The organism is Lutibacter citreus (genome assembly GCF_003260195.1).
In the GTDB taxonomy this organism is placed as follows: domain Bacteria; phylum Bacteroidota; class Bacteroidia; order Flavobacteriales; family Flavobacteriaceae; genus Lutibacter; species Lutibacter citreus.
Window position 1 is genome coordinate 493,894 of sequence record NZ_QEIH01000003.1, and the last position, 24,550, is coordinate 518,443.

Consider the following 24,550-nt stretch of genomic DNA (forward strand, 5'->3'; position numbering starts at 1 on the left):
ATTACAAATTCTAATAGTACAATTACTTTTTATTATAATAAAACTGCTTGGCAATGGTTAAGTTCATGTAGATTTGCGCAATGCAAAAAAAGAAAATCTCTCAATTTGAATTTATAGCCTTAATGGCATCTTTAATGTCGGTTGTAGCACTTGCAATTGATGCTTTACTCCCAGCTTTAGATGTTATTGGACACTCTATAGGGACTGAATCTGATAGTGAGAATCAACTTTTAATTATTATGATATTTTTAGGTTTGGGAATTGGTCCTTTATTATTTGGTCCTATTTCAGACTCAGTAGGCAGAAAACCAATAGTTTACGTGGGTTTTGTGATCTTTATAATTGCTAGTTTTATTTGTTTAAATGCCTCATCTATTGAAGTTATGGTAATAGGTAGAATTCTTCAAGGAATTGGGCTTTCTGCAGCAAGAACAATAAGTATTGCAATTGTTAGAGATACTTTTAGTGGAGATTACATGGCAAGAATCATGTCTTTTATTACAGTTATGTTTTTATTAGTACCAACCTTCGCTCCTGCTTTAGGTAAATTGGCGCTTGACATTTATAATTGGGAAGCCATCTTTTATTTTCAGCTAGTTTTTGTAATTGTAATTTCTGTTTGGTTTTGGTTGCGACAACCAGAGACTTTACATCCTGAATATAGAATAAAATTCTCAAAAACATTAATTTTAGATGGTACAAAAGAATTGTTTAAATACAAACAAACCATTGGTTATACTATTATTTCAGGTTTTATAACAGGTTCTTTTATGGTGTATTTAAGTACAGCTCAACAAATATTTCAACATCAATATAAATTAGTTGATGAATTTCCATATCTATTTTCTGGATTGGCTATTGCAATGGCAGCCTCTAGCCTTTCTAATGGATCTATAGTTGTTAAATTTGGGATGAAAAAAATTGCAACTATAGCATTGTATATGTTTTTTACAGTTTCTTTACTTTATATAGTACTGTTTTATAATAGTAAAAACCCTAGTATTGAAATTCTTTTAGCATTTTTTGCGCTTCAATTCTTTTCAATTGGATTTCTATTTGGAAATTTAAGAGCATTAGCAATGCAGCCAATTGCTCATATTGCTGGTATTGGCGCAGCAGTAACTGGTTTTATTTCTACAATTATGGCAGTACCTATAAGTGCTATTATTGGGCGAAATATTAACGGTACAGCTCTACCTCTATTTGTAGGTTTTTTAGTTTGTAGTAGCTTGGCTATTATTGTTTTAAAAATAATAAACAGCTACCTTAAGAAAAATAATTTAAGCTAATTATCTTTAATTTAAAGGAGGTTTTATTGTTAAAATTATTAATAAGGAACAATAAGATAAGCCTTGTTTAATAAGAAAAAACCTATTATAAAAAGTGCCACTAATATATATGGTGTCATTTTAACATTAAGGGCATTCAATGTTTTTAAAGAAGTTCTTGGAAAAGAAAAACGGACAATTCCTTCTAATAAAAAAGCCCAACCAATAAGTGTAATAATTAGTTTCCAATTAGCTTCCCATATATTATGAATTAAAATATTAAGTAAGCCTATTATAATTGCTAATAAAGATGTTAAAACCAAATGTTTTTCATCTTCAACAAAAGTTAATAGCTGTGCCATTCTTTTGGGTCTTACAATAAGTAAACTACAGAAAATTACAATATACCATCCCCAAAATTGTGCTAAAAAAACAGATATATCAGTCATAATTATATTTTTGAAATCCTATACTAAGATACGTAATTATTAACTTACTTCAAATTTATAAAACTGAATAAAACGGTTGTTTTTTAAACACTTTCTGAATCAAAAATTAAAACTTTTCCCCATAATTTAGAGGCTTCAGCAATAAATAATTTATGAGCTGGTTCTATTTGATATTTATCGTGTTCTTCAATATTTTCAAAAGTTACTTTTAAACAATATGTATAACTACTATCAACAACAGGTCTGTTGGTTTTAGCAGGTACTCCAAAATGTTTGTTTTTGGCATAAACTGAAGTCTCTAAAAATTTATTTATTGCTTTTTCAAATTCTAGTTTATCAGTTGCATCTGTTGGGTTTTTTAACCAAAAGAAAACCATATGTATAAATTTTTCGTCCATAGTAATATGTTAATTTTTTATTTGTTAAATATTTCTGTAAAAATAGGGATTAGAAAATAAATCAACTCTTCTTTAATAAAAATGTTACTACAATAAAATACTTAAATTTTTAAATGACATAAACAATTACAACGTATTTAATTACAGTTTTTTACACGTTTTAAAATAACATATTTACTCTTGTTGAAAATAAAAAAATAGTTACTTTATTTTTTAGAACAATCCAAATTGCCCGTTATCTTTTTCGGTGCTTTTTGCAATTAATTTACACGTATATGGGTATGCAAAATCCTTGTAATCTGTACCGTTTAGCCAGTTTAATTCGTCTTCTTCTTTTAATATTACGGGCATACGTTTTTTTGTATTGTGTATGGTACTCATTAATTCATTTGCCTGTGTAGTTACTATTGAATATGTATTTGTAGTATTGCCTTTAAAATCTACCCATTGGGAATAAATTCCAGCAAAAGCAAACAATTTTTCATTTGGAAGTGTAATTAAATACTTCTCTTTTTTATATCCAGATTTGTTTTTCCATTGCCATTCGTAAAAACCATCAGCAATAATTAAACAACGGTTTTTAACCACATTTTTAAAAGAAGCTTTTTCTGATAATGTTTCAATTCTGGCATTTAATGTGTACTGTTTAATTTCTTCACTTTTAGACCATTGAGGTATTAATCCCCAATTAAAAAATTTTATTTCAGAAGGGTTTTCTTTTGTAATAACAGGTGTTTTGGGATAATTAAATGCCTTACAAAACTCAATAGGTTCATAATCATTTAACGCATCAATTTCTGTATTGAATCGCTCTGCAATTTCTTCTCTTTTTTTAATTAAACGAGTTTGGTAACACATAAGCTATAATCTATTGCTCTAATTTATCTAAATTTTCTTTAACTAAGGTATCTATACTCAATTTTGAATATTCAGATAGTTTAATTATAAATTCTAAGGTTGGTATTGCTTTATTACACTCGTATGCACAAATACGACCTCTGGTAACGCTTAAATCATCTGCAAAGAGCTCTTGAGAAACACCTCTTTGCTTTCTAATATACCGTATGTTTTTTGTTAAAATTTTCATATTGCTAAATATATTAGCAACACTCGCTAAATATATTGGCTAATTTAGCAAAAAATAAATTCAAACAATAATTTTTAAGAATTGATGTATCTTAATACGCACACATATTACAGTTTACGGTATGGAACTATAGCTCCTAAAGAACTTATTTCAAGTTTATTAGATCAAAATGTAACGTCGGTTTGTTTAACTGATATTAATAGTACATCATCTAATTTAGAGTTTGTTCGTTTAGCTTCAAAAAACGCAATAAAACCAATACTTGGTGTCGATTTTAGAAATAAAGCTGCTCAAAAGTTTATAATTCTTGCAGCAAATAATAAAGGGTACCACAGTATCAATAATTACCTTTCTGAATTTTTGCACACAAAAGATTTTAAAATTCCAAATAAAGCAAAAAAACTAGCAAACACCTTTGTCATCTACCCTTTTAAAAATAATATTACAGAATTAAATGAAAATGAATATATAGGTATTAAACCTTCTGATTTAAATCAATTACGACTTTCTAAATGGAGACATCAACAAGAAAAATTAGTGATTTTAAAAACGGTTTCATTTCAAAATAAAAAAGGATTTAATACACATCGGCTTTTAAGAGCTATTGATAATAATACCTTATTAAGTAAACTTCCTAAATCTGAAGAAGGTTCTGAAAATGATGTATTTATACCTGAAAATGTATTAAAAAGTATTTATAAAGAATATCCTATAATTATTAATAACACACTAAAATTAATGAATGCTTGTAGTATTTCATTTAATTTTTCGGGTACAAAACCTAAAAATCAAGAAACATATACTGGCAATAAGGAGTTAGATTTTAAACTGTTGAAAAAATTGGCTTATAAAGGCTTAAATTATAGGTATAAACGAATTGGAAAACGGGTATTTGAACGTTTAGAAAAAGAACTTAAAATTATTAAAGAAAAACAATTTGTTTCCTACTTTTTAATCAATTGGAAAATTTTAAAATATGCACGTAGCAAAGAGTATTACTATGTTGGTAGAGGAAGCGGTGCAAACAGTATTATAGCTTATTTACTACGAATTACTGATGTTGACCCTATTGAATTGGATTTATATTTTGAGCGTTTTATAAATCTTTATAGAACCAATCCTCCAGATTTTGATATTGATTTTTCGTGGCGAAATAGAGATGATATTATGAACTTTATTTTTAAACATTTTAAACATACTTCTTTAATTGCCGTTTACAACACCTTTAAATACAAGGCTTCTATACGTGAAATGGGCAAAGTATTTGGTTTACCCAAAGAAGAAATTGATAAACTAACTACGGGGAATTTTAATGTTCAAAAAATTGATAACATGTCTCGGTTGGTGTTGGTATACAGTAAATTAATTAAAGGATTCCCTAATTATTTAGGTTTACACGCAGGTGGAATTCTTATTTCAGAAAAACCAATTAATTATTACACAGCAACGTTTTTACCTCCAAAAGGTTTTTCAACAGCAATGTTTGATATGGTGGCTGCAGAAGATGTTGGATTGTACAAATTTGATATTTTAAGTCAGCGAGGATTGGGTAAAATTCGTGAAACAGTAGATATTGTAAAATACAATCATCCTAAGCTCCCTCCTATTGATATACACGATATTAAGCGCTTTAAAGAAGATGAAAAGATTAAACATATTTTACGAAATGCAAAAGCAATTGGCTGTTTTTATGTGGAGTCTCCTGCAATGCGTATGCTGTTAAAAAAATTACAAGTAGACAATTATTTAGGCTTGGTTGCGGCAAGTTCTGTAATTCGCCCAGGTGTTGCAAAATCTGGGATGATGCGTGAATATATACACCGCTATAGAGATCCAAAACGAAGAAAAGATGCACATCCTATTTTATTAGATATTATGCCCGAAACCTACGGAGTAATGGTGTACCAAGAAGATGTTATAAAAGTGGCCCACTATTTTGGTGGTTTAACTTTGGGCGAAGCAGATATGCTGCGAAGAGGAATGAGCGGTAAATTTAGATCTAGAGATGAGTTTTCAAAAGTGAAAAATAAGTTTTTTGAAAATTGTAAAAATAAAGGTCATTCTTTAGAACTTACTTCTGAAATATGGCGACAAATAGAGAGTTTTGCAGGCTATGCTTTTGCCAAAGGTCATTCTGCTTCTTACGCCGTAGAAAGTTATCAAAGTTTGTTTTTAAAAGCCTATTTTCCTTTAGAATATATGGTTGCAACACTTAATAATGGCGGTGGATTTTACCGTCCAGAATACTATATTCACGAAGCAATTATGAATGGAGCAATTATAAGCGGTCCTCATATAAATAAATCATATACAAGGAATTACATTGAACAAAATACTATTTATTTAGGGTTTATGATGTTACATTCTTTTGAAGCGTCTAATTCAAAAAAAATAATTGAAGAAAGGATTGCAAACGGGTATTTTAAAGATTTAGATGATTTTATTGATAGAGTGCCTATTTCATTAGAACAAATTTCAATTTTAATTAAAATAAATGCTTTTCAATTTACGGGGCGAAACAAACGAGAATTATTATGGGAAGCATATATGAAAGTAAATAAAGTGAACTTAACAGAAAATGTTGTAACACTTTTTAAATCTGAAAAAATAACCTATAAAACTCCAGAATTGGAAAGTACCAAATTAGAAGATGCTTTTGATGAATTACAATACATTGGCTTTCCTCTTTGTAGTCCATTTAAGCTGTTAACCAAGCCTTTACAACAAAATGTATTTGCAAATGATTTACTAAGCTATATTCATAAAAACGTTACTATTTACGGCTATTATGTAACTGCAAAACACACTATAACTTCAAAAGGCGATTTAATGTATTTTGGAACTTTTGTAGATGTAAAAGGAGACCATATAGATACTGTTCATTTTCCACAAGTAGCAAATAAATACCGTTTTAAAGGAAATGGTATTTATAAAATAGAAGGCAAAGTAGTTGCTGAATTTGATTGTGTTAGTATTGAAGTAACTTATTTTGAAAAATTAGCCATTATTCAAGATCCGAGATATACCGATGAACCAACAGAAAAAGCACTATAATGGAACGATCAATTGTACATATGGATTTAGATACGTTCTTTGTTTCTTGTGAACGTTTAATAGATAGCAGATTAAATAATAAGCCCGTACTTATTGGCGGAACATCAGACAGAGGTGTTGTTGCTAGTTGTAGTTATGAGGCTCGTAAATACGGCGTTCATTCAGCAATGCCTATGCGTATGGCAAGACAACTTTGCCCCGAAGCAATTGTTTTAAGAGGTAATTCGGGGATTTATACTAAATATTCTAAACTGGTAACTGATGTTGTAAAAGACAGTGTTCCGCTGTATGAAAAATCTTCAATAGATGAATTTTATATAGATTTAACAGGAATGGATAAATTTTTTGGATGCCATCAATTAGCTACAGAATTGCGCCAACGAATTATGAAAGAAACAGGATTGCCAATTTCCTTTGGATTATCGGCTAATAAAACCGTTTCAAAAATAGCTACAGGCGAAGCAAAACCTAATAATGAGCTAAAAATTAATACAGGAACTGAAAAACCATTTTTAGCGCCGCTTTCGGTTCGTAAAATCCCTATGGTTGGAGAAAAAACCTATAATTCATTGTGCGATTTAGGGATTAAACGAATTAAAACCGTTCAGGAAATGCCCATTGAAATGATGAGTAGAGTTTTTGGTAAAAATGGTGCTGCTATTTGGAAAAAAGCAAATGGTATAGATAACAGTCCTGTAATTAGATACCACGAACGTAAATCAATTTCAACAGAACGCACTTTTGAAAAAGACACTACCGATGTAACTAAACTAGACAGCATAATAGTTGCTATGGCAGAAAATTTAATTTATCAATTAAGAAGAGGAAACAAAGTAACAGCCTGTGTTACATTTAAAATTAGGTATTCAGATTTTCAAACATATACCAAACAAAAACGTATTCCGTATAGCGCTTCAGATCATACCATAATCCCCATTATTAAAGACCTCTTTAAATCTTTATACCAACGTAGATTATTGGTAAGGTTAGTAGGTATTAGGTTTAGTCATTTGGTGAATGGCGGACACCAAATTAATATATTTGAAGATAATGATAAGATTATTAATCTGTACCAAGCTATGGATAAAATGCGTGAGCGTTATGGAGATAGAGCTGTAATTCGCGCTTCAGGGATTGATGCTAAAAGTATTTCTCGTTGGAATCCTTTTAATGGAGAGCCTCCTCCTCTATTAGCAAACAGAAGGAAATAAAATATTTTTTTTTAATCATATGGCTGAATTGGTTTGTAAAGGTATTTACACCAGAATTTTCTATTTATATCTTATTTCAATAAAAAAAGCGGTTATGAATTTAATTATAATCGCTTAATGTAATGCCCAGCATTTATTTCTGGTATTTCTATATTAAAACAAAATATTTATGCTTTGGCAGCGTACTTAATTTTTGTATTAGTTATTATAGTTTATTTAGTTTTTGAGATGAATTTTTTAATATCGTTTGCTACTTCCTCTGGGACTTCTAATTGGGGTGAATGTGATGCATTTTCAATAGAACCTTTGGTAAAAAGAAATATATAATTACTACCGCAACCAATAAGACTTTAATAATTTCGCCAATAGTTTAAAAAAACTTTTTCATAATTTCTATAGTTTTAAGATTGATTATAATTGTGTGATAATTGTTTTTTCTAAAAATCTTGATTTTGGTAGTTTTACATTAAAATCACTCTCTTTTCTGTACCCTAAAGACACTACCGTTAAAGCTTTGAAGCCTTTTTCGCGTAAACCAAACTCTTCATCCAGAGCTTTTAAATCTAAAGCTTCCATTATGCAAGCATCAATACCTAAGCTAGCTGCACCTAATAAAAGGGCGCCCATATTTAAGTACACTTGTTTTTCTAGCCAGTGTGGTAAATCTTTAAGATCGAAGCGGTGAATATTTGTAAATAACAAACGACCACCATGCATTTGGTCTCTAAATTCTTTCTCCGTAAAACGACCATCTTTATCCTCTTGCTCTAATATGCTTTTCATATATGTCTCGTCCACATCTGTACGTACAGCGAAAACAATTACGTGTGATGCATCTAAAACTTTAGGGGTATTTAATTTAAAAAATCCTTGCGTACCTTTAGCAATTCGCTCTTTACCTTCTGTTGTATCTGCAATTAAAAAATGCCAAGGTTGTAAGTTTGCACTGGACGGACATAAACGTAATATGGATTTTATCTGCTCAAAATCTGAATCTGAGATTTTTTTAGTAGCATCAAATTCTTTTACTGAATAACGATTATTTAATATTTTGGTTAAGTTCATTTTAATAATTATTTTATATAGTTTTAATTATACTATCAAAAATATAGTGACAAAAGTATGTGTAGTATAATTACTGTGCAATAACGGTTAAAAAGGATAGTATTAAAAATAAATATTCATCCATTTGATTTTATGCTGTATAAGTGTGTGAAATTTTAACTATAAAAATAAAGTTATTAGCTAATTTAAGTTGTTTTAATGCGCAAGTTCAATAATTTATAATACTTCAATTAAACTATTTACTAATTAAGAAAAATATTTTTCCGTATAATTGTATAAAATACCTAAAATGATTAAGATTGCTAAAATTATAAGTACTGTTCTTTTTTTATTAATAATAACATCTTGCACTGATAAAAAAGAAGCTAAAATAATTGAAGGATATACCATTCATGGAAATGTTCCTAATGCAGTTTCTAAAACAGCGTATTTATTTAATAACAACAATATACTTATTGATTCTGCTTCAATTAAAAATAATTACTTTGAAATTTCAGGAAATTCAGAAACTATTCAATTTGCATCTATACAATTAAAACAAGATGAATTGACCATTCCATTTGTATTAGAAAACGTGGATTACCAATTATACGCCTCTTCAAAAAAGCAGCTTATTTTTGGTGGAAAATCTCAGCAATCATACAATTCTTATATTGAAGGCTTAGATCAGGTAAATCAGTCTAAATTACTACTAATTAACGAGTACGGAAAATTAAAAGATTCTAAAGGAAATGATTTAAACAAGAGTTTAGATTCAATTAATAAAAGTATTTTAACGTATAAAATGAACTCCTTGAATACTATTAACTTCAATCCAATTAAAACTATAATAATTCAAGACTTACTAAAAAACAATCAGTTAAGTATTGAAAATACTCAAAAAATTGAAGAATTAACTGCTACTTTAAGTAACCCGGAATTAAGCACTTCTGTTCAACTGAAATTGAGTGAACTAAAAGCTATAAAATTAAAAAATGAACAAAAATTAGCAAAAGCTGTGGTAAAAAGACAATTGGCTCCTATGTTTTCTGGAGAGTCTTTAAATGGTTCAGATTTAAATTTAGCTTCAATATTAAAAGGTAAGAAAGCTGTATTATTAGATTTTTGGGCTTCTTGGTGTGGTCCTTGTAGACAAGTTACACCTCAAATACGTTCATTGTATATGAAATACAAGAATAAAGGTTTTGATATAATTACTATTTCAGAAGATAAAAATAGAAATTCCTGGAAAAGTGGTCTTGCTGAAGATCAAATTCTTGATTGGAACCATATTTATGACGATAATTTTAGAATTGCATATATGTATAATGTATCATCCATTCCTCATATGGTTTTAATTGATGGAAATGGTGGAATTATTGACCGAAAAATATCTTTTTCTAGGTTAAATAAAGAGTTAAAAAGTATTTGTAGATAATAATTAAAAAAAAGAATAGTACCGGTTGTAAAATAAACTTTTCAGATCGTTAATTCAATTTACATTGTAAATAGCTTACCCATAGTAGTTTAATCACTTTTTAGTATTTCATTCATTACCACATTCGGATTTTTCCATCCTAATTGTTTAAAAGGAATTAAATTTAGTTTATTAGTTAATTCTCTAATTACGGCAGAATTAAAAATTTCATAATCATATTTTAAATAATCAACATTTGAAATATGATAATTTATTATTCCTGTTATCTTTCTATCATTATCTGTATGATGAAAACTTAGTTTACCTATATTTTTAACTATAAATTCTAAATCAACATCTATTTTTTCAAAAATTAATTGTTGGTAAAAATTCTCAAGAAAAAGTTGATCTATTTTACCTAATTCACTTATTGAAAATTTGGGAATTATAACAGAATAGAAACTTTTTGAGTTTACAAAAATTAAGCATTTTTTTCGGGCAATATAAAATAAAGAAGCATTCCATTTGCCGAAAATATTTTCTACATCAAGAGAATTTTCCACAATTCTCTTTTTTATTATTTTCTCAAGTTTTTTAGATGTATAAACCTTTGTCATAAGCTTAATTATAATTAATTAGATGAGATGATTTAATTCTACTGAACTAAATTTACAGAAAAGTTTACAAGTTCTCCATTTTTAAAACAAACATTAAACTCTAAAGGATTACAACAAACCTCACAATCTTCAACATATGTTTGATTTGTAATTGATGTATCTAGTAGAATAGATACCTCTTCCCAGCAATACGAACATTGAAAAAAGTATTCTTCCATAAAAATTATTTAAATAAAATAATAAGAGCTCCTATTGCAGTAACTATTAAAATGAATTTTCTATATAACTCATCATTAATAAGTTTCACTAAACTTATACCTGCAAAAAAACCAATTACAATGGCAGGTATCAAAAAAATGTTTAAAGCCAAACTTTGAACTGAAACTGTTTTCCAAACAAATATATGAAAAGGCAATTTAAAAACATTTATAATAAAAAACAACCAAGCTGCCGTACCTATAAATTGATTTTTTGGTAAACGCATGGCTAAAAAGTAAATATTTGAAAAGGCGCCAGCTAAGTTTCCAATCATAGAAGTAAAACCGGCAATTAGCCCCATACTTAAAGAGAAAAATCGATTTTTAGGAATCTCATCCGATTTTTTTCTTTCCATATAAATCATAAAAAGAACAATGCCTAAAATTAAAACAGCCATTGTCTGTTTAAAAACAATATCGGAAATATCATTACCTATTAAAACACCTAACAAAACACCTACAACCATGGCAGGTAAAAGTTTTAGTAAATATTCCCATTGGGTATGTCTATGGTAATATATTACGGCAAATATATCAGCAAAAATCATCATCGGAATTAATACTCCCGTTGATGATTTTCCACCGAATACAATGGCCATTATAGTGACTATAATAACGCCAACTCCTTTTATTCCCGCCTTGCTAAGTCCTAAAAAAAAGGAACCTAAAAAGGCTAAAAGCCATTGAAAATTTGTTAATTGAAAATTTGTAATTTCATTAATGAAATTTACAAGCATACAATATTTTTAAAATTAATTAGAACCAGCTTCTTTTTTAGCTTCTTCTTTCATTTTTTCATTAGGTACAATTCCAATATTTACTCTTCTATTTTTTGAACGACCTTCTTCAGTATTATTATCAGCTACTGGTTGTTCTTCTCCAAACCATTTAGTTGTAAACCTTGCAGCATTTAAACTTTTAGTTTTTGTAAAATAATTAGTTACAGATTCTGCTCTGTTTTGAGAAAGTGTCATATTGTAAGTGTCTGAACCAGTACTATCTGTATGGCCAACTACAAGTACATTTGTATCAGGGTATTCTTGTAAAATAGATGAAAGTTTGTTTAGTAATACTTCTGATTCACCTACAATTGCGTATTTGTTAGTAGCAAAGTGTACACCACTATTTTCATCAAAAGTTACTACAATTCCATCATCAATACGTTCAACCACAGCTCCAGGGATTTCTTCTTCAATCTTCTGAGCTTGTTTGTCCATTTTTTTACCAATAAGCACTCCTGCTCCACCACCTACTACACCTCCAATAACAGCACCTAACTCTCCATTACCACCTTTTCCTATATTGTTTCCAAGAATTGCGCCTAAAATTGCTCCTCCTGCAGCACCAATAGCAGCACCTTTTTGTTTATTATTAGCATTTTTAGTTGCTTCACAGCTACTAAAATTTATTGCCATTCCTACTGATAAAATTACTATAGATATTTTTTTAGTTATTGATTTCATTATTTAGTTTTTTTTTGAAAATTTTAAAGTCATATTAATTGTTTTTCCATCTAAAGAAGCTGCTTGTTCCCAAACCATATTTGTATCAGACAATTGGATTAGTTTTAGTCTATAACCTCTATTAGATGCAGATTTTCCTTTACCATCAACAGGTTTTAACAAAAAGTCATACAATCCTGTTTCTTCGTTAATTTCATCAATTGTAAAAATAAAATCACGATTACCTGTAATACAATTAGCGTTGTTAATTGTGTAAATTCCTGTGTTGTTGTTTGGAATAAATTTCCAATCACTTCCAATCATACAATCTTTTGTTGCATCATCGAAAAAAGTAATTCTAAATGTTCCATACTTATCATATGATACATCATTTAGGGTCCACTCACCTTTCATAATTTTTTTTGACGTTCTAACTGTTTTTGATGTTCCACAAGAGGCAAGAATACCACATACGAGAACTGTTAGAAAAATAATTTTTTTCATTTTATTAATAATTTAGTTAAAAAATTTATTGGGTTAGTATTAGGCTACAAAGATAAATATTATCATTAACATATATCATGGAACTTCATTAAAAAATATTATAATTCATTTGGTAAATAATTGTTTATTTATATTTGCTAAATGCATATTGAAATTTTATTTGAAGATGATTATTTTGTAATAGTTAATAAACCTAATAACGTTCTGGTACACAACTCTTACTACGCTAGAAATATTAAAGAACCAACTCTTTTAGATCTATTAAAAGATGAATTAAACCAAACATTATATCCAATTCATAGGCTAGATAGAAAAACATCTGGAGTAATTGCACTGTCAAAAAAGAAAGAAACAGTAGCTGTATTTCAAGAGTTATTTAACTCAAATATACTTAAAAAGGAATATTTTGGTATTGTTAGAGGTTATTTTGAAGGTAATAAAATTATTAATACACCTGTTAAAAACCCAGATACAAAAGTTTATAAAGAGGCTGAAACTCACGGTGATATTTTAAATAAAATTGAATTAAAAATACCTGTTCATCCTTACGATTTTTCAAGATATAGTTTAGTGAAATTAACTCCATTTACTGGCAGAATGCACCAATTAAGAATTCATATGAACAAAGTAAGCCACCCAATTGTTGGGGATACTAAATATGGAGATAGATTTCATAATAGAATGTTTGAAAAAGAATTTAATTGTGGAAATTTATTTTTACACGCTTATTCATTAAATTTTAAACATCCTATTAATAATGAGAAAATTTCTGTTGTTGCCAGTTTACCAAAAAACTGGAATTATATACTTAATAAATTTAAGTGGTCTATTTAAAAAACCGCTTTTAATATTTAACCTTTTTGAAAATTGTATCATTTTTTTAAAATCATATATTTCACCCCAAAAAATATAATAACTTCATAAAAATTTAAAAATAATTAAAAATAAATGTCACGTTAACACCTAAACAAAACGTATTAATTATTTTACATACAATACTCAATATTATTAAAGACTAAAAACGGTTTATAATAATTATAAATTTATTTAGTTATTGCTTCTTTTTGCTTTTCAATTTTCATAACTAAAAGAGTAAGCTCAAAAACCTGCTCTTTTATACATCTAAAATTTTGAATGTAATTACTAACTTCTAATCGTAATTGTTTATGATTTTCTCTAAAATCTTCTTCTTTTTTAAGATATATATCCTCAATTAATAAAGCTAGATTTACTCTGTGCTCTCTTAAAGATTCTTGTAATTGTTCATCAAATTCACCTTCAATATTTAAACTATTCAATAATAGCTTGGCTTTATTAAATCTATCTCCTCTACAAAATTTTAAAATATAACTTTCAAGCATTTCTTTTAAAAAATTTTGCTCTACCGCAATAAATTTTATTTCAGAAATCCACTCTGTAGTTTCATCTTGTAAATGAAGAATGCTATCTTTAAAAAATGTGTACTTATTTACTAAAATATTTTTTTTCATAACGCTTAGTTTTCAATTTTAATTTTAAAGAATCCGAAGCATTGTTTTAAAAACACTTCGGATTCAGTAGAATCTTAACTCTTCAATTAACCAGAGCAATTCATTTTTAAAATAACCAATTTTATAAATGTATAATAATTAACTATTTTGCTCTCCACCTTAAAATGTAGATTTGATTATTTCTGAATTAATCTTCTTCTTCTTCTTTTCCTTATTTCTTTAATTTTAACATCTAAATTATAGTAGCTAATTTATTAGATATCACCAAAATACACAATGATTACAATCAATATATTAATTGATTATAGTCAATTTTAGTGAATGTTTTGAAGTTTATTTTTATTCAATATTTTAATTGATCTTGGTTTTAGATCAATTAACTTTTCTTCCTTAAAATCATGTAAAGTCCTAATTAACGTCTCTTTAGCAATACCTATAGTACTGGCTAGATCACTTCGGTTAATTGAGATTTCATTTTTAGATTTATCTGGATATTCTGTTAAAAGGTGTAAAAGAATTGTTGCTGTTTTTTTTCTAACTGACGAATAAGCTAATAATAAAGATCTTTTTCTAGATTCCTCTAATTTACTAGATAACAATTCTATAAGACTAAATAAAACATCTGGATTTGAATCCATTATTAATTTTATTTCTTCTTTGGTTAATTTATATAATTGTGTAGCAGTAATTGTCTTTGAATTCTCAAAATGAGGTAATTGTTTTACAAATGATGAATACCCAAAAAACTGATTTTCTGAATAATAGCCTGTAATTAACTCCTTACCTAGCTCATTGTTTTTGTATGTTTTAACGCATCCATTTTTTACTAAAAAAATAAAATTACTTCTATTTCCTTCGCAATAAATGGTTTCATTTTTTTTATAATTAAACAGTTTTTTACCTTCTAATAATTGCTTTAAATCTTTAATATTTTTGAAATTATCAAAGAGCTCTAATTCATTTCTAGTGTTAAAACTACCTTTATTTTTAAGTACTTTTGCTCTTTTTAATCTACTTTCAATTGCTCTTAATAATTCAGATTCTTCAAAAGGTTTGCAAATATAATCATCAGCGCCAAACTCCATACCTTTTCTTAAATCATCATAATGTGTTTTAGCCGAAAGAAAAATAAAAGGAATGTGTTTTAACTTTTGATTTTTGGATATAATTTGAAGTACTCCATAACCGTCTAAAACTGGCATTTTTATATCACAAATAATAATATCTGGCAAAAAGGAATTTGCTATAGAAATTCCAGTTTTACCATTCTCAGCCGTTTTAACAGAATAATTTGCTAATTCAAGTATTTCTGATGTGTTTTCTCTAACATTTTTATCATCTTCTATAAGTAGAATTTTTTTATTCATAGTTCTTAATTTTAGGAAGTTGAACATTGAATATTGCTCCTTTATTTTCTTCACTTTTAAAGGAAATAATTCCTTTAAAATAATCTACATAACCTTTAACAATATTTAATCCAATTCCTGTACCTGGAAAATAACTAGCATTTTTAGCTCTAAAAAAACGTTTAAAAATAAAATCATGATCTTTCTTGGGAATACCAATTCCATCATCTTCAATTTGAAGAATTAAGTATGATTTATTAAAAGAGCAGCTAATTTTTATAATTCCATTTTCTTTTGAATATTTTATTGCATTAAATAATATATTAGAAATTATGATTTCAAGTATTTTGGCATCCTGGTATATATATTCTTCGCAATTTGATGTAAATATTATTTTTTGATTCTTTAACAATAATGGTTTTGAACTTTTTATAATTCTACTAATAAATTCATCTAAATTGATTTTAATATATAACGGGATAATTTTTCCACACTCAATATTCTCTAGCGTTAAAATGCTATCTACCATTTCATTTAAATAATTTATTAGCTTTTTAACCTTATATAAATGTTCATTTATTTTTTCTGTTTTTGCTAAATGAGCATATTTTACAATTAACTCTGCAGAAGTTAAAATAGCGCTTAAAGGAGTTTTAAATTCGTGTGAAGCAAGACTAATAAAGCTAGTTTTTAAATTATTTAATTCAATTTCTTTATTTAACGAGTTTTTTAATTTTTTAATAACATTCTCTAATTCTATATTTCTTAATTCAACTTCTTTTTCAAGTTGAAAATTTTTAGTTGTTATTTTCTCTTCTTTTGCTTTACGTTCAGAAATATCAGTTATAAGAGCTTTATAATAATTTTCACCAACATATTCAATTCTTCCAAAACTTAATTCTAGCGGTATTTTACCTCCATCTTTTTTTAAACCAAAACATTCAATTACTGTTTTATATTTATTATCAGAAGGATTTTGAATAAATTCATTCAATAAATTTTTATTATCAAAAAGTAAATCAGCATTTTTATAATGTAAATCATTTGAAGGGTAACCAAAAATTTGGGATAAAGGATTATTAGAAAGTATAATTTCTTTTTTTTTGTTACAAACTAATATGCCCACAAGCATAGAGTTAAAGCAAACTTTATAAAATGCAGTTTCTTCTTTTAAAGGCATAAATAATTAAAAATTACGTTTTTTAAAAATAAACGTAATAAGTAGTTAATTGTATGATTTAAATCAGTGAATATTAAATTATATTGTATTAATAATTAAATAAATACATAATCTCTGAATATATATTATCCGTTGGTAAGTAAATATTTTCTAAGTTTTTAGCAAATGGAATTGGAGTTTCAATACTTCCAATTCTTTTTATAGGTGCATCTAAAAATTGAAAACAGTTTTCAGAAATTAAAGCTGAAATATCTGAAGAGATACTTCCAAACAATGTATCTTCTTGAATAATTAACACTTTTCCTGTTTTTCTAACAGATTTAAAAATAGAATCAGTATCTAAAGGTTGAAGAGTTCTTAAATCAATCACATCAGCTGAAATATGTTTGTCTTTAACAACTTCTAAAGCCCAATGTACAGCTACTCCATAAGCAATTATTGTAATATCTTTACCTTTATTTACAATAGATGCTTTTCCTAAAGGAATTGTATAATAATCTGTTGGAACATCTTGGTAAATAGTTCTGTACAATAATTTATGTTCAAAAAATAATACGGGATTTTCATCTTCAATAGCAGTAGCTAGTAGTCCTTTTGCATCATATGGAAAAGCTGGAAAAACAACTTTTAATCCAGGAGTTTTTGTAAACCAAGCTTCATTTGTTTGACTATGAAAAGGCCCCGCACCAACACCAGCACCACACGGCATTCTTAGAACAATATCCGCTGGTTGTTTCCAACGATAAAAAGATTTTGCCAACAAATTAATTACCGGGTTAAAGCCAGAAGTTATAAAATCTGAAAACTGTAATTCAACTACAGATTTTATTCCTTTAATAGAAAGTCCATAAGCAGCTTCAATTATACTTGACTCACAAATTGGTGTGTTTCTAACTCTTTGTTTGCCAAATTCTTCTAAAAAACCATCTGTAACTTTAAAAACACCTCCATATTCTGCAATATCTTGCCCCATAATAATAAGTTCATTATTATGCTGCATACATTGTTTTAACCCTAATGAAATAGAATCTATTAATCTGATTTTTTCACACTTATTATTAGGTATAAACTCAATAACATTTATAGGTTTATAAACATCTCTCAATTCATCTTCTATTGTTGATGAAATATCATCTTCTGCAAAAGCTATTTTTAAATGTTCATTAATTTCATGAATTATTGTTTCTTTAATTAAAACATCTTGTGCTATTGTAAGAATTTCTTCTTGTCTTAAAAAATTATGAAAATTCTCAATTGGATCTTTCCTTCCCCAATTATCTAATAAATCCTGCGGTACATACTTGGTTCCACTAGCCTCTTCATGCCCTCTCATTCTAAATGTTTTAAACTCTAAAAGAATTGGCTTTGGTTTTTTTCTAATTTTCTTTGCCAATTTATTTACCTTATAAAATACATCTAAAATATTATTCCCTTCAATTATATGACTTTCAATCCCATAACCAATTCCTTTATCTGCAATATTTTCACATTTAAATTGCTCACTTGAAGGTGTAGATAATCCATAACCATTATTTTCTATACAAAATAAAACGGGTAAACTCCAAACAGCAGCAACATTTAATGCTTCATGAAAATCTCCTTCGCTAGTTCCTCCGTCCCCACAAAAAACAGTAGTAACTCTTTTTTGTTTTTTTAATAAATCTGCCAAAGCAATTCCATTAGCCACGCCAAGTTGTGGGCCTAAATGAGAAATCATTCCAACAATTTTATATTCTTGTGATCCAAAATGAAAAGATCGATCTCTTCCATTTGTAAAACCACTTTTTTTACCTTGCCATTGTGAAAATAACCTGTGAAGTGGAATATTTCTTGAAGTAAACACACCTAAATTTCGATGCATTGGTAAAATGTATTCATCATTTCTTAAAGCAGCAGAAACCCCTATGGCTATTGCTTCTTGTCCAATACCTGAAAACCATTTTGAAATTTTTCCTTGCCGAAGTAAAATCAACATTTTTTCCTCAATCATTCGAGGTTTCAACATTAATTTATATAAATTAATTAATTGTTCATTTGTAAAATCTCTTTTATCAAATAAAATTGGCCTAATTGATTTATCCTTTGATCTCATATAAAATATACGATATACCCAAATGTAATAAAAAACCAACAAAAAAAACACCTTACTACTAAGTAATAAGGTGTTTTTAAAATATTTAATTTTGTTTAGATTTCTCTAAAAATAGAGTGCATTAATCTAGTTTTATCATTAATGCTTTCTTCTAATGATATCATTGTTTCTGTTCTTGAAACTCCATCAATATCATCAATTTCAAAAATAATTTCTTTTGCGTGTGTTGTATCTTTTGCTCTAATTTTACAGAAAATATTATACTTACCTGCTGTAATGTATGCAATAGTTATATTAGGAATATTTTTTAACTCATTAACAACTTGTTTTGTTTTTGATGTTTTCCCTAAATATATTCCCACATGAGAGATAAATGAATAACCCATTTTTTCGTAATCTAATGTTAAGGTAGATCCTTTAATGATTCCTTCATCTTCCATTTTCTTAACCCTTACGTGAATTGTTCCCGCAGAAACTACAAGTTTTTTAGCTATATCAGTAAAAGGTGTTCTCGCGTTTTCGATAAGTATATCTAAAATTTGATGATCAATTTCGTCTAAAATGAATTTTTTCATGTCTAGTTATAAGATAATTTAATTTTGTTGGACAAATTTATTAAAAAAAACTGATTCTAACACTAAATATTTACGAATTTGACAATTTTAATTCATTAAAATTCAATTTTTCTCCATTAATAACATTATAAGAATGATATTCGGACAAATTACCTACCTTTTCAATACATTTATATTTTTCTAATTTATTGTTTTCAACTTTAAATTTATATTGAATCCCAACATCCTTTATTTTTTCTTCTCCATTTTCCTCAATTTTTAAATTTTTATAAATTATATCTAAAAATAATTTATCGTTATTAGGAATATTAAAGTATTCCTTGTAATCATTATAAGTATTGGTACTTGAGATAAAGTGTAATCCCTTTACCAACGCATAAAAATTAAATTTTCGTGTTGATTCTCGCTCATAATCATTTTCATAATGACCTGCCTCTATTAATATGGTGTTATGTCCCAATTTTTGAAAATTATCACCTGTAGCGGTTGGGTAAAATTCATCTGTATACCTTCCAATATGATTTGGTATAACCTTTTGCAATAATGAATTCATAGCCACAATAACACTCATTGTTTCTTTTCGCTCTGTTGTGAGCGTTCTTTCTTCATTTATAGATGGTGCTAAAAAAGATATTGTAGCGGGATTTTCTGTTCCCTCAACATTAAAAATAGATCGTTGGTCATGTAAATTAAAACAGAATTTTGGGTTAAATTCATCTAATACAGCTCTAAGTATTTTGCTTTCCTTCGCCAAAATATTTACTGCATCTCTATTTAAATCAATATCATTTGCATTTTCTCGGGTGAATTTAACGGCTCCATCAGGATTTAATAGAGGTATAAATTGTATGGTGCATTCTTTTAATATTTCACTTGATAATTCTTCATCTTCAAGATATTTAAATAAATCAAACATAGCTTTTGTACCCGTACTTTCATTTCCATGCATTTGAGACCAGATCAATATTTTCTTTGAGCCAGTACCAATAGTTAATTTATAAATTGACGTTCCGTTTTCTGAAGAACCAATTATTTCTTTTTTAAATTTAGTTGATACATTATTTAGTAAAGGCTTAATATCTTCAAACAAAATTCTTCTTCCATTAATTCTATTTTCAAAATTAGAAGTATACCAATTTTGAAGTTTTTCAAGTATTATATTTTTCATAGTACAAATTTAAGAGTTAATTAATTGAATTAAAATGTATTTATATATTTAACGAATTTTAATGATATGTTACAATTGTAAACTAGGTTGTTGTTACAATTGTAAACAGTTGTTTAAATCAAAAAGTACACAATTGTAAACATCTATAATTATAAAACTCAAAGCCTTTTAAATACAGTTTTCACTTTATAAGGGATGTTTATAGTTGTTTTTTAATAATCTTAAAAACAGTTACTTAAATACTTTTACTTAATCTTTTTGTTTAACCTAAATATATGTGATAAATTAAAAAGAGAAGAATTCTTTTTTATTACACGCTACTTATTTACCTTTGTAAACAATAAAAAGTGTTACAATGGTAAACAATGATGAGTTTTCTAATAGACTGAAAATAATTATGAATCACTTTAATTTTTCAGCCTCTTCTTTTGCTGAAAAGTTAGATGTACAACGTTCTAGTATATCTCATTTACTTTCCGGAAGAAATAAGCCTAGCTTAGATTTTGTTTTAAAAGTTTTAAAAGGATTCCCGGAAGTTGAGCTTTATTGGCTACTTAATGGTGTAGGTACTTTTCCAAAAAGTAAGATTGAAAATACACCTACTCCAAGTTTACAATCGGAAACAATTACTAAAGAAATTGAAAGCAATATTGAAGACAAAACAATTAAGCAACCCGAATTATTTGCAAACAACTTAGAAGAAAAAGAGATTGAAAGAATTGTAATCTTTTTTAAAGATGGAAGTTTTAAAAATTATACACCATAAAAAAAAGACATCCATTACAGATGCCTTTTTAACCTTTTATTAAATAACTAATTTACTATTCTATTAATTTAGACATTCCTGTTTTTAAAATAACAATTAATTCTTCTTTATTGCTATTTGTTGTTTGCTGCTGTAAATGAACAACCTGGTTTAACATATTTATAGACATTTGATCAAACTTATATTTTTTATATTGCTGACCTAGCTTAACAAAATTATTAGTTAAATTCTCTATAGCTTCTTTATTGTCGCTTTCGGCAATCCATTTAAAGGCTTCTCCGTATATTTGTTGAGTTCGTTGATTTTGAGTTAAAAACATTCCTTTAAGCACATGATTTGCAATAAAAGGTAATTGAGATTTATCTTTTTCCTGAATATAGATTGAAGTAATAGATTCTGCCAAACTTTCCTTTGAATCTTTACTTAGTGAATTAATTTTATTAACAGTAGCTTCTTTATCGATACTATATAAACCAGTTAAAGAATTACTAATTACTGAATTAGATTCGCTATCCATCCCTCTTTCAAACAAAGGTTTATATATTGGCTCTATTAATTTACCTAGAACACCTATAGCAGCACCTCTAACTAACGATTTTGGATCGTTTTGAGCAAGCTTTTCAACCTTGGCAATAATATCTCTTTTATTATATTTTTGAAACAAATCAAGATTCTCTAGAGCCATTACTCTAATTTCATAATAAGGATCATCAAAAGCCTTAACAACTGTATTTTGAGCTTCTTTATTATCTTTTTGGTGTTTCACAATCTCTTCTAAAGCCAATCTTCTATCTAAATAATGTGGTGCATTTTTAAATTGAAAAATAAAATTATCTATAGATTTACTTTCTGTGAATTCAGCTAATAAAACATGCTTGGCATCAATATTAACCAGTTTAGGCAATTTGCTATAAGGAAATGTAAATGAGCTTTGTTTGCTATTAACCCAAACATTATGTGAATTCTTTATATCACCCTCATAAACATCTATTGATAAAGGGAATTTAAATACCTTTTCTGTTTGATTAATATTAACTGTTACTGTTCTGTTAATTGTATTATAATCATATGTTACATTCGCTTTAATATGTCCATTACCATAATACCACTGATTAAAAAACCAATTTAAATCCTTTCCGCTAATTTCTTCAAGAGCCAATCTTAAGTCTTGAGCTTCAGCTGTTCCAAATTTATGATCATTTAAGTATTTAGATAATCCTTGAAAAAATGCATCATCTCCTAAAACATCTCTCAACATATGCAATATTGCATTTCCTTTATGATAACTAACCGTATCAAACATATCTTCTTTATTGTGATAATTAAAACGAACTAAAAATTTATCATCACTATTACTATCTAAATAGGTTTGTACCTCATTATACATGTGAGCAGCGGCCTTATCTTTTCCATATTTATACTCGTACCATAAATAAACACTGTAAGTGGCAAAAGATTCATTTACAGTTAAATTAGCCCAACTTTCTGTTGTAACTAAATCACCAAACCAATGATGAAATAATTCGTGAGCAATAGTGCCTTCCAATTCATTATTATCAATTAATTGTCCTTTTTTTTGTTGAGCATTTTCTCCATGAACCACTGCTGTTGTGTTTTCCATTGCACCACTCACATAATCTCTAACAACAATTTGACTGTATTTATCCCATGGATATTGAATTCCTGTTAGGTCTGAAAAGAAAGTCATCATTTCGGGAGTTAGTCCAAAAATATCTTTAGCTACTGATTCATATTCAGGTTCAACATAGTAATCAACTTTTTTATCTTTCCATTTGTCATGAACTATACTAAAATCACCAACACCCATAAAAAATAAATAAGGCGCATGTTTCTGATCCATTTTCCAATAGTCTGTTCTGGTACCGTCAGCATTGTCTTTTTGAGAAATTAAAGTTCCATTAGAAAGTGAAACGTATTTACTTGGCACTGTCATATAAATTTCCTCTGAACTTTTTTGATTAGGGGAATCAATTGTAGGGAACCAGCAGCTGCTAGCCTCTGTTTCTCCTTGTGTCCATATTTGTGTAGGTTTTTCTGGATCTTCCTCTAGTGGATCAATAAAATATAACCCCTTAGCATCCGTAATATTTTTACTTCCCTTTTGAGTAACTTTTTCAGGTCTGGCAATATAATTTACATAAACTGCGTATTCTTCACCTTTGCTGTATGTTTTATCTAATTCAACAGTTAGTTGATTGTCTGAATAATTATAAGCTGCATTTAAATTATTTACTTTAACCGAATTTATTTTAAACGCTTTAGCGTCTAACACAACTTTATTCGTTTTATAAAAATGTGGAGCTAAAGTAACCCAAGCTTCTCCATTCATTTCTCTGTCTTTATAATTAAAGTTTACTTTAAGTTTTGTGTGAACTAAATCATTAATTTTTTCTCTTTCAGGGTTGTAGGTGTTTTCTTGAGCTGTTATTAATAGACTAAATAGCAAAAAAACGACTCCAATTATTTTTTTCATATTCTAAAATTAATTTTATGACCTCAAAAATACCAATTTAAATTTTTTAAGTAGTTAATAGATAGTTAAAAAGCCATACTTTTTGAAAGTATGGCTTCATTAAATAGTATGTTTTTTACTCTTTATTTTATGCTACTCATTAAACCTGAAAGTTGTTTTAATTGAGATGAATCACCATCAAGCTCAATTTCTTGTGCAATTTTCATGATGTCATTTGGATTCATTTTTTCGCCAATAACTCTCACAACTGCAAATCCTTTATTATTATCTGATCCAAAAATTACAACTTCATCAATAGCTTCTTCTTCACCTAAGTAATTTACGCTTACGCTTCCTTTCCCCATATTCAATCTCATTAATTGCTTATATTTAGGGTTTTTAAGAATTGCTTTTACTTTTAGTTTTTCTTTATCATACAATTCCTTATTAGAATCTGTTAATTGTAAGGCTAAAAAATTTACCTTTTTTATAGTTTCTAAAGTGTTTTTAACATCGTCAGAAACATTTTTATTCTTTAATTGTAATATGCTAGCTGGAACATCTACAGAAATAAATTCATTATTTTCTTTACTGTCCACATAATACTTTTGTAACGAAGGGTTACTATCACAAGAAATAACAATTACTGCTCCAATAAAAACGATACTTAATATTTTAAAAAATGATTTCATGTGTTTATATTAATTTTTTC

Annotated in this window: 24 protein-coding genes; 6 read left to right on the plus strand and 18 right to left on the minus strand. The window is 27.7% G+C overall.

Annotation, left to right across the window (positions count from 1 at the left end; all coding sequences use genetic code 11):
* The first annotated feature begins 80 nt into the window (after positions 1–80).
* The gene (locus tag DAD81_RS08190) at positions 81–1,289 is read left to right on the plus strand and encodes a multidrug effflux MFS transporter (RefSeq protein WP_111707765.1); all 1,209 of its coding nucleotides are present in this window, start codon (positions 81–83) and stop codon (positions 1,287–1,289) included.
* Positions 1,290–1,327: 38 nt separating this feature from the next.
* Here DAD81_RS08190 and DAD81_RS08195 read toward each other — a convergent pair whose 3' ends face one another.
* The 4 genes from DAD81_RS08195 to DAD81_RS08210 all read right to left on the minus strand — a co-directional run bounded on the left by DAD81_RS08195 (position 1,328) and on the right by DAD81_RS08210 (position 3,202).
* Positions 1,328–1,717 (minus strand): hypothetical protein, encoded by a 390-nt coding sequence (locus tag DAD81_RS08195; RefSeq protein WP_111707766.1) that lies wholly within the window; start codon positions 1,715–1,717, stop codon positions 1,328–1,330.
* 83 nt (positions 1,718–1,800) lie between these two features.
* A complete protein-coding gene (locus DAD81_RS08200; protein ID WP_111707767.1) occupies positions 1,801–2,115 on the minus strand; it encodes a Dabb family protein in 315 nt (104 codons plus the stop codon).
* A gap of 213 nt (positions 2,116–2,328) precedes the next feature.
* Complete coding sequence (locus tag DAD81_RS08205) at positions 2,329–2,973, minus strand: SOS response-associated peptidase (RefSeq protein WP_111707768.1); 645 nt, start codon at positions 2,971–2,973, stop codon at positions 2,329–2,331.
* Positions 2,974–2,983: 10 nt separating this feature from the next.
* Positions 2,984–3,202 carry a helix-turn-helix domain-containing protein gene (locus DAD81_RS08210; RefSeq protein ID WP_111707769.1) on the minus strand — a complete coding sequence of 73 codons (219 nt, stop codon included), beginning with the start codon at positions 3,200–3,202 and terminating at the stop codon, positions 2,984–2,986.
* An 84-nt stretch (positions 3,203–3,286) separates the two neighbouring features.
* Here DAD81_RS08210 and DAD81_RS08215 point away from each other — a divergent pair, with 84 nt between their 5' ends.
* Positions 3,287–6,256, plus strand: coding sequence for a DNA polymerase III subunit alpha (locus DAD81_RS08215; protein ID WP_111707770.1), 2,970 nt, complete (start codon positions 3,287–3,289; stop codon positions 6,254–6,256).
* Complete coding sequence (gene dinB / locus DAD81_RS08220; protein WP_111707771.1) at positions 6,256–7,467, plus strand: DNA polymerase IV; 1,212 nt, start codon at positions 6,256–6,258, stop codon at positions 7,465–7,467. The genes DAD81_RS08215 and dinB overlap by 1 nt, the downstream gene beginning before the upstream one ends.
* A 411-nt stretch (positions 7,468–7,878) precedes the next feature.
* On the opposite strand, the gene nfsB is transcribed toward dinB, so the two are convergent.
* Positions 7,879–8,532 carry an oxygen-insensitive NAD(P)H nitroreductase gene (nfsB, locus tag DAD81_RS08225; protein ID WP_111707772.1) on the minus strand — a complete coding sequence of 218 codons (654 nt, stop codon included), beginning with the start codon at positions 8,530–8,532 and terminating at the stop codon, positions 7,879–7,881.
* Positions 8,533–8,821: 289 nt separating this feature from the next.
* Here nfsB and DAD81_RS08230 point away from each other — a divergent pair, with 289 nt between their 5' ends.
* On the plus strand, positions 8,822–9,949 hold the full coding sequence (locus DAD81_RS08230; RefSeq protein ID WP_111707773.1) for a TlpA disulfide reductase family protein: 1,128 nt from the start codon (positions 8,822–8,824) through the stop codon (positions 9,947–9,949).
* An 89-nt stretch (positions 9,950–10,038) separates the two neighbouring features.
* Here DAD81_RS08230 and DAD81_RS08235 read toward each other — a convergent pair whose 3' ends face one another.
* From DAD81_RS08235 to DAD81_RS08255, 5 genes are read right to left on the minus strand one after another with little or no spacing between them, the layout of a single operon-like run.
* Positions 10,039–10,545 (minus strand): DUF6933 domain-containing protein, encoded by a 507-nt coding sequence (locus DAD81_RS08235; RefSeq protein WP_111707774.1) that lies wholly within the window; start codon positions 10,543–10,545, stop codon positions 10,039–10,041.
* A 38-nt stretch (positions 10,546–10,583) separates the two neighbouring features.
* Entirely contained in the window at positions 10,584–10,763 is a 180-nt protein-coding gene (locus DAD81_RS08240) for a CPXCG motif-containing cysteine-rich protein (RefSeq protein ID WP_111707775.1), read from the minus strand.
* A 5-nt stretch (positions 10,764–10,768) separates the two neighbouring features.
* Positions 10,769–11,539 (minus strand): sulfite exporter TauE/SafE family protein, encoded by a 771-nt coding sequence (locus tag DAD81_RS08245; RefSeq protein WP_111707776.1) that lies wholly within the window; start codon positions 11,537–11,539, stop codon positions 10,769–10,771.
* Positions 11,540–11,554: 15 nt separating this feature from the next.
* The gene (locus tag DAD81_RS08250) at positions 11,555–12,265 is read right to left on the minus strand and encodes an OmpA family protein (protein WP_111707777.1); all 711 of its coding nucleotides are present in this window, start codon (positions 12,263–12,265) and stop codon (positions 11,555–11,557) included.
* Positions 12,266–12,268: 3 nt separating this feature from the next.
* Positions 12,269–12,748: a lipocalin family protein gene (locus DAD81_RS08255; protein ID WP_111707778.1), complete on the minus strand. Its 480-nt coding sequence runs from the start codon at positions 12,746–12,748 to the stop codon at positions 12,269–12,271.
* Positions 12,749–12,889: 141 nt separating this feature from the next.
* Between DAD81_RS08255 and DAD81_RS08260 the strand changes: the two genes are divergently transcribed.
* A complete protein-coding gene (locus DAD81_RS08260; protein WP_111707779.1) occupies positions 12,890–13,582 on the plus strand; it encodes a pseudouridine synthase in 693 nt (230 codons plus the stop codon).
* 209 nt (positions 13,583–13,791) lie between these two features.
* Here DAD81_RS08260 and DAD81_RS08265 read toward each other — a convergent pair whose 3' ends face one another.
* From DAD81_RS08265 to DAD81_RS08290, 6 genes are all read right to left on the minus strand, one after another.
* Positions 13,792–14,238, minus strand: coding sequence for a hypothetical protein (locus tag DAD81_RS08265; protein WP_111707780.1), 447 nt, complete (start codon positions 14,236–14,238; stop codon positions 13,792–13,794).
* 314 nt (positions 14,239–14,552) lie between these two features.
* Positions 14,553–15,605 carry a response regulator gene (locus DAD81_RS08270; protein WP_179950038.1) on the minus strand — a complete coding sequence of 351 codons (1,053 nt, stop codon included), beginning with the start codon at positions 15,603–15,605 and terminating at the stop codon, positions 14,553–14,555.
* Positions 15,598–16,764 carry a PAS domain-containing sensor histidine kinase gene (locus tag DAD81_RS08275; protein WP_111707782.1) on the minus strand — a complete coding sequence of 389 codons (1,167 nt, stop codon included), beginning with the start codon at positions 16,762–16,764 and terminating at the stop codon, positions 15,598–15,600. Before DAD81_RS08275 ends, DAD81_RS08270 begins: the two co-directional genes overlap by 8 nt.
* An 88-nt stretch (positions 16,765–16,852) precedes the next feature.
* Complete coding sequence (locus tag DAD81_RS08280) at positions 16,853–18,856, minus strand: alpha-ketoacid dehydrogenase subunit alpha/beta (protein ID WP_111707783.1); 2,004 nt, start codon at positions 18,854–18,856, stop codon at positions 16,853–16,855.
* Between the two features lie 95 nt (positions 18,857–18,951).
* A complete protein-coding gene (locus tag DAD81_RS08285; RefSeq protein WP_111707784.1) occupies positions 18,952–19,431 on the minus strand; it encodes an Lrp/AsnC family transcriptional regulator in 480 nt (159 codons plus the stop codon).
* A 70-nt stretch (positions 19,432–19,501) separates the two neighbouring features.
* On the minus strand, positions 19,502–20,599 hold the full coding sequence (locus DAD81_RS08290; RefSeq protein WP_111707785.1) for a M14 family zinc carboxypeptidase: 1,098 nt from the start codon (positions 20,597–20,599) through the stop codon (positions 19,502–19,504).
* 355 nt (positions 20,600–20,954) lie between these two features.
* On the opposite strand from DAD81_RS08290, the gene DAD81_RS08295 reads away from it, so the two are divergent.
* Positions 20,955–21,365, plus strand: a complete 411-nt coding sequence (locus DAD81_RS08295) for a helix-turn-helix domain-containing protein (RefSeq protein ID WP_111707786.1) — start codon at positions 20,955–20,957, stop codon at positions 21,363–21,365.
* Positions 21,366–21,420: 55 nt separating this feature from the next.
* On the opposite strand, the gene DAD81_RS08300 is transcribed toward DAD81_RS08295, so the two are convergent.
* Both DAD81_RS08300 and DAD81_RS08305 read right to left on the minus strand, forming a co-directional pair.
* On the minus strand, positions 21,421–23,859 hold the full coding sequence (locus DAD81_RS08300) for a M1 family metallopeptidase (RefSeq protein ID WP_111707787.1): 2,439 nt from the start codon (positions 23,857–23,859) through the stop codon (positions 21,421–21,423).
* Between the two features lie 122 nt (positions 23,860–23,981).
* A complete protein-coding gene (locus DAD81_RS08305; protein ID WP_111707788.1) occupies positions 23,982–24,530 on the minus strand; it encodes a DUF4252 domain-containing protein in 549 nt (182 codons plus the stop codon).
* Between the last annotated feature and the right edge of the window lie 20 nt (positions 24,531–24,550).